The organism is Gulosibacter sediminis (assembly GCF_014904065.1).
Classification (GTDB): Bacteria; Actinomycetota; Actinomycetes; order Actinomycetales; family Microbacteriaceae; genus Gulosibacter; species Gulosibacter sediminis.
In genome coordinates, this window is record NZ_JACXJG010000031.1 from 1 (window position 1) to 5,698 (window position 5,698).

3 rRNA genes are annotated in these 5,698 nt (G+C 53.9%); all 3 read left to right on the forward strand.

Going from position 1 to position 5,698, the window contains the following annotated elements:
• Window positions 1-175: 175 nt before the first annotated feature.
• Window positions 176-1,698, forward strand: a 16S ribosomal RNA gene (locus ID132_RS12190).
• A gap of 457 nt (window positions 1,699-2,155) precedes the next feature.
• Window positions 2,156-5,225, forward strand: a 23S ribosomal RNA gene (locus tag ID132_RS12195).
• 97 nt (window positions 5,226-5,322) lie between these two features.
• Window positions 5,323-5,439: ribosomal RNA gene (gene rrf, locus ID132_RS12200) — 5S ribosomal RNA — on the forward strand.
• The 16S, 23S and 5S rRNA genes sit together here, the layout of an rRNA operon.
• The last annotated feature ends 259 nt before the right edge of the window (window positions 5,440-5,698 follow it).

Below are 5,698 nucleotides of genomic sequence, written 5' to 3' on the forward strand. Positions count from 1 at the left end.
GGTCTTTGAGAACTCAACAGTGTGCACTAAATAAATTGTCATATGCCATTTTTTATATGGTTACCTCGTGATTGGCTAGCTTCGGCTGGCTGGTTTATTTGGTTCCTTTTTTTAACATTTTGGATGATGATCGCCAGATTAATTTTGGTGTTTTGATTCTGGATTGAACTCATTTTTTACGGAGAGTTTGATCCTGGCTCAGGACGAACGCTGGCGGCGTGCTTAACACATGCAAGTCGAACGATGAAGCCCAGCTTGCTGGGTGGATTAGTGGCGAACGGGTGAGTAACACGTGAGCAACGTGCCCGAAACTCTGGAATAACCACCGGAAACGGTGGCTAATACTGGATATGTGCCAGGGAGGCATCTCCTCTGGTTGGAAAGATTTTTCGGTTTCGGATCGGCTCACGGCCTATCAGCTTGTTGGCGGGGTAAAGGCCCACCAAGGCGACGACGGGTAGCCGGCCTGAGAGGGTGACCGGCCACACTGGGACTGAGACACGGCCCAGACTCCTACGGGAGGCAGCAGTGGGGAATATTGCACAATGGGCGCAAGCCTGATGCAGCAACGCCGCGTGAGGGATGACGGCCTTCGGGTTGTAAACCTCTTTTAGTAGGGAAGAAGCGAAAGTGACGGTACCTGCAGAAAAAGCACCGGCTAACTACGTGCCAGCAGCCGCGGTAATACGTAGGGTGCAAGCGTTGTCCGGAATTATTGGGCGTAAAGAGCTCGTAGGCGGTTTGTCGCGTCTGCTGTGAAATCCCGAGGCTCAACCTCGGGCCTGCAGTGGGTACGGGCAGACTTGAGTGCGGTAGGGGAGATTGGAATTCCTGGTGTAGCGGTGGAATGCGCAGATATCAGGAGGAACACCGATGGCGAAGGCAGATCTCTGGGCCGTTACTGACGCTGAGGAGCGAAAGCATGGGGAGCGAACAGGATTAGATACCCTGGTAGTCCATGCCGTAAACGTTGGGCGCTAGATGTGGGGACCATTCCACGGTTTCTGTGTCGTAGCTAACGCATTAAGCGCCCCGCCTGGGGAGTACGGCCGCAAGGCTAAAACTCAAAGGAATTGACGGGGGCCCGCACAAGCGGCGGAGCATGCGGATTAATTCGATGCAACGCGAAGAACCTTACCAAGGCTTGACATATACCGGAAACTTCCAGAGATGGTTGCCCTGCTTGCAGTCGGTATACAGGTGGTGCATGGTTGTCGTCAGCTCGTGTCGTGAGATGTTCGGTTAAGTCCGGCAACGAGCGCAACCCTCGTCCTATGTTGCCAGCACGTTATGGTGGGAACTCATGGGATACTGCCGTGGTCAACACGGAGGAAGGTGGGGATGACGTCAAATCATCATGCCCCTTATGTCTTGGGCTTCACGCATGCTACAATGGCCGGTACAATGGGCTGCGATACCGCGAGGTGGAGCGAATCCCAAAAAGCCGGTCTCAGTTCGGATTGGGGTCTGCAACTCGACCCCATGAAGTCGGAGTCGCTAGTAATCGCAGATCAGCAACGCTGCGGTGAATACGTTCCCGGGCCTTGTACACACCGCCCGTCAAGTCATGAAAGTCGGTAACACCCGAAGCCGGTGGCCTAACCCTTGTGGAGGGAGCTGTCGAAGGTGGGATCGGTGATTAGGACTAAGTCGTAACAAGGTAGCCGTACCGGAAGGTGCGGCTGGATCACCTCCTTTCTAAGGAGCATTGACACGGTCACAATCAGTGTGGTCGTGGTGCCCAGTCTCATCCGAATGTGGTGAGTGGGTGCTCAAGGGTGGAACATATGGCAAGTGTGGGAGTGACGTGATGCGTTAGTACCTGGTTCGTTCGCGAGCCGGTGGAAGGGGTGTTGTGGAGCTGTTGCGCGGTGTGCACGCTGTTGGGTCCTTGGGGACCGGTCAACTGCCAGGCCTTCGGGTTGGGTGGCGGTTTCCTGCAGACCATTGCAGGCCACGGAATGGAATGTTCGGTGGTGTGGGGTGGTGCTGATTGTATGTTGAGAACTACATAGTGGACGCGAGCATCTTATTAGCTGTCGCGTAGTGTTGAGTCGCTGTTGGTGGCTTGATGGTGCGTGGTGGTGTAATAGTTTCTAGATTTCTAGAGTTCAAATTTTTTTGATTCTTATTCTTATGTATCGTACTTGGTGATTTTGAAGTTGCTAAGAGCGAACGGTGGATGCCTTGGCATCTGGAGCCGATGAAGGACGTAGTAATCTGCGATAAGCCTCGGGGAGCCGATAAACGGGCGTTGATCCGAGGATTTCCGAATGGGGAAACCTGGCCACATTTATTGTGGTTACTCGCACCTGAATGTATAGGGTGTTGAGGGGGAACGCGGGGAAGTGAAACATCTCAGTACCCGCAGGAAGAGAAAACAATTGTGATTCCGTTAGTAGTGGCGAGCGAACGCGGATGAGGCTAAACCGGTTGTGTGTGATACCTGGTAGGGGTTGCATGGTCGGGGTTGTGGGACTTGTTGTGTCGTGCTACCACGCGACGAGTGTCTGATGCAGTGTAGGAGAACAGGTTTGAATGCCTGACCGTAGGGGGTGGGAGTCCCGTATCCGAAACAGTGTGTTGGTGCTGATGAGTATCCCAAGTAGCACGGAGCCCGTGAAACTTTGTGTGAATCTGTCGGGACCACCCGATAAGCCTAAATACTTCCAGATGACCGATAGCGGACAAGTACCGTGAGGGAAAGGTGAAAAGCACCCCGGGAGGGGAGTGAAATAGTTCCTGAAACCGTTTGCTTACAATCCGTCGGAGCCTTTCGGGGTGACGGCGTGCCTTTTGAAGAATGAGCCTGCGAGTTAGTGATGTGTGGCGAGGTTAACCCGTGTGGGGTAGCCGTAGCGAAAGCGAGTCTGAAGAGGGCGTTGAGTCGCATGTTCTAGACCCGAAGCGAAGTGATCTAGCCATGGCCAGGTTGAAGCGTCGGTAAGACGTCGTGGAGGACCGAACCCACCTAGGTTGAAAACTGGGGGGATGAGCTGTGGTTAGGGGTGAAAGGCCAATCAAACTTCGTGATAGCTGGTTCTCTCCGAAATGCATTTAGGTGCAGCGTTGCGTGTTTCTTGCTGGAGGTAGAGCTACTGGATGGCTAATGGGCCTTACCGGGTTACTGACGTCAGCCAAACTCCGAATGCCAGTAAGTGAGAGCGCAGCAGTGAGACAGTGGGGGATAAGCTTCATTGTCGAGAGGGAAACAACCCAGACCACCAATTAAGGTCCCTAAGCGTGTGCTAAGTGGAAAAGGATGTGGAGTTGCAGTGACAACCAGGAGGTTGGCTTAGAAGCAGCCACCCTTGAAAGAGTGCGTAATAGCTCACTGGTCAAGTGATTCCGCGCCGACAATGTAACGGGGCTCAAGCACACCACCGAAATTGTGGCAGTCCATTTGTTGGGCTGGGTAGGAGAGCGTCGTGTACTGGGTGAAGCGGCACGGGAACGTGGTCGTGGACGGTACACGAGTGAGAATGCAGGCATGAGTAGCGAAAGACGGGTGAGAAACCCGTCCTCCGAATAACCAAGGGTTCCAGGGTCAAGCTAATCTTCCCTGGGTAAGTCGGGACCTAAGGCGAGGCCGACAGGCGTAGTCGATGGACAACGGGTTGATATTCCCGTACCGGCGAAAGACCGTCCAATCCAATCCAGTGATGCTAAGAGCCTGAAGTTCCCTGCTGCGCCTTTGGTGTGGTGTGGGGATGGAGCGTTCGAACCTATGCTGGGGCGGGTAGCGTATTAACAGGTGTGACGCAGAAAGGTAGCCAATCCGGGTGAATGGTTGTATCCGGGCAAGGTTGTAGGGTTCGTGGTTGGTAAATCCGCCACGTGGATGCCTGAGAACTGACGCGGAAGCCGTAATGGCGAAGTTGGTGATCCTCTGCTGCCAAGAAAAGCATCGACGCGAGGTCTGAGTTGCCCGTACCCCAAACCGACACAGGTGGTTAGGTAGAGAATACTAAGGAGTTCGAGAGAATCGTGGTGAAGGAACTCGGCAAAATGCCCCCGTAACTTCGGGAGAAGGGGGGCCATCCACTTATTAGGATTTACTCCGAAAGGGTGTGGTGGCCGCAGAGACTAGTGGGAAGCGACTGTTTATCAAAAACACAGGTCCGTGCGAAGTTGCAAGACGATGTATACGGACTGACGCCTGCCCGGTGCTGGAAGGTTAAGAGGAAGTGTTAGCTTTGGCGAAGCACAGAATTTAAGCCCCAGTAAACGGCGGTGGTAACTATAACCATCCTAAGGTAGCGAAATTCCTTGTCGGGTAAGTTCCGACCTGCACGAATGGCGTAACGACTTCCCAGCTGTCTCCACCGCGAACTCGGCGAAATTGCAGTACGAGTAAAGATGCTCGTTACGCGCAGCAGGACGAAAAGACCCCGTGACCTTTACTATAGCTTGGTATTGGTGATTGGTGTGGCTTGTGTAGGATAGGTGGGAGACTGTGAAGCTGGCACGCTAGTGTTGGTGGAGTCGTTGTTGAAATACCACTCTGGTCACTCTGATTATCTAACTTCGAACCGTGATCCGGTTCAGGGACAGTGCCTGGTGGGTAGTTTAACTGGGGCGGTTGCCTCCCAAAGAGTAACGGAGGCGCCCAAAGGTTCCCTCAGTCTGGTTGGTAATCAGATTTCGAGTGTAAGTGCACAAGGGAGCTTGACTGTGACACTGACAGGTGGAGCAGGGACGAAAGTCGGGACTAGTGATCCGGCAGTGGCTTGTGGAAGCGCTGTCGCTCAACGGATAAAAGGTACCTCGGGGATAACAGGCTGATCTTGCCCAAGAGTCCATATCGACGGCATGGTTTGGCACCTCGATGTCGGCTCGTCGCATCCTGGGGCTGGAGTAGGTCCCAAGGGTTGGGCTGTTCGCCCATTAAAGCGGTACGCGAGCTGGGTTCAGAACGTCGTGAGACAGTTCGGTCTCTATCCGCTGCGCGCGTTGGAAGTTTGAGGAGATCTTTCTTTAGTACGAGAGGACCGAGAAGGACGAACCTCTGGTGTGTCAGTTGTTCTGCCAAGGGCATGGCTGATTGGCTACGTTCGGAACGGATAACCGCTGAAAGCATCTAAGCGGGAAGCCGGCTCCAAGATGAGACTTCCTACCCTTTGTTGGGGTGAGGTGTCCAGTAGATGACTGGGTTGATAGGCCGGATGTGGAAGCGCTGTAAGGTGTGGAGCTGACCGGTACTAATACGCCGAAGACTTCAATAATTTTCTCACTGAGTATGTGTATGTGTATGTTGCTGTTGTGTGAGTTGTTCGCGTCCCTGTGTGGTTCTTGACATACGATGAGTGTGTTAGAAAGTGTTTCGGTGGTTTTAGCGAGATGGAAACGCCCGGTTACATTCCGAACCCGGAAGCTAAGCGTCTTTGCGCCGATGGTACTGCAAGGGGGACCTTGTGGGAGAGTAGGACACCGCCGAACTTAACTTAANTGAAGAGGGGTCATTCCTTTTAGGAATGACCCCTCTTTTTCTTTTTCCGCAACTTTCTGTTGCGGGGTACTGCGCGCGCCTGAAGGTGCGCGCGTTAGACTTGCGCAGATTAATTCCACAGTGCACCGACGAGAGGATTGAGCATGGCAGATCAGCGAGGGCGCGACCGAGACCGGAATTCCTCCGGCGGAGCACGAGGCGGCAACCAGCGCCGCGACGACAACCGCGGCGGCGGCTACCAGCGTCGCG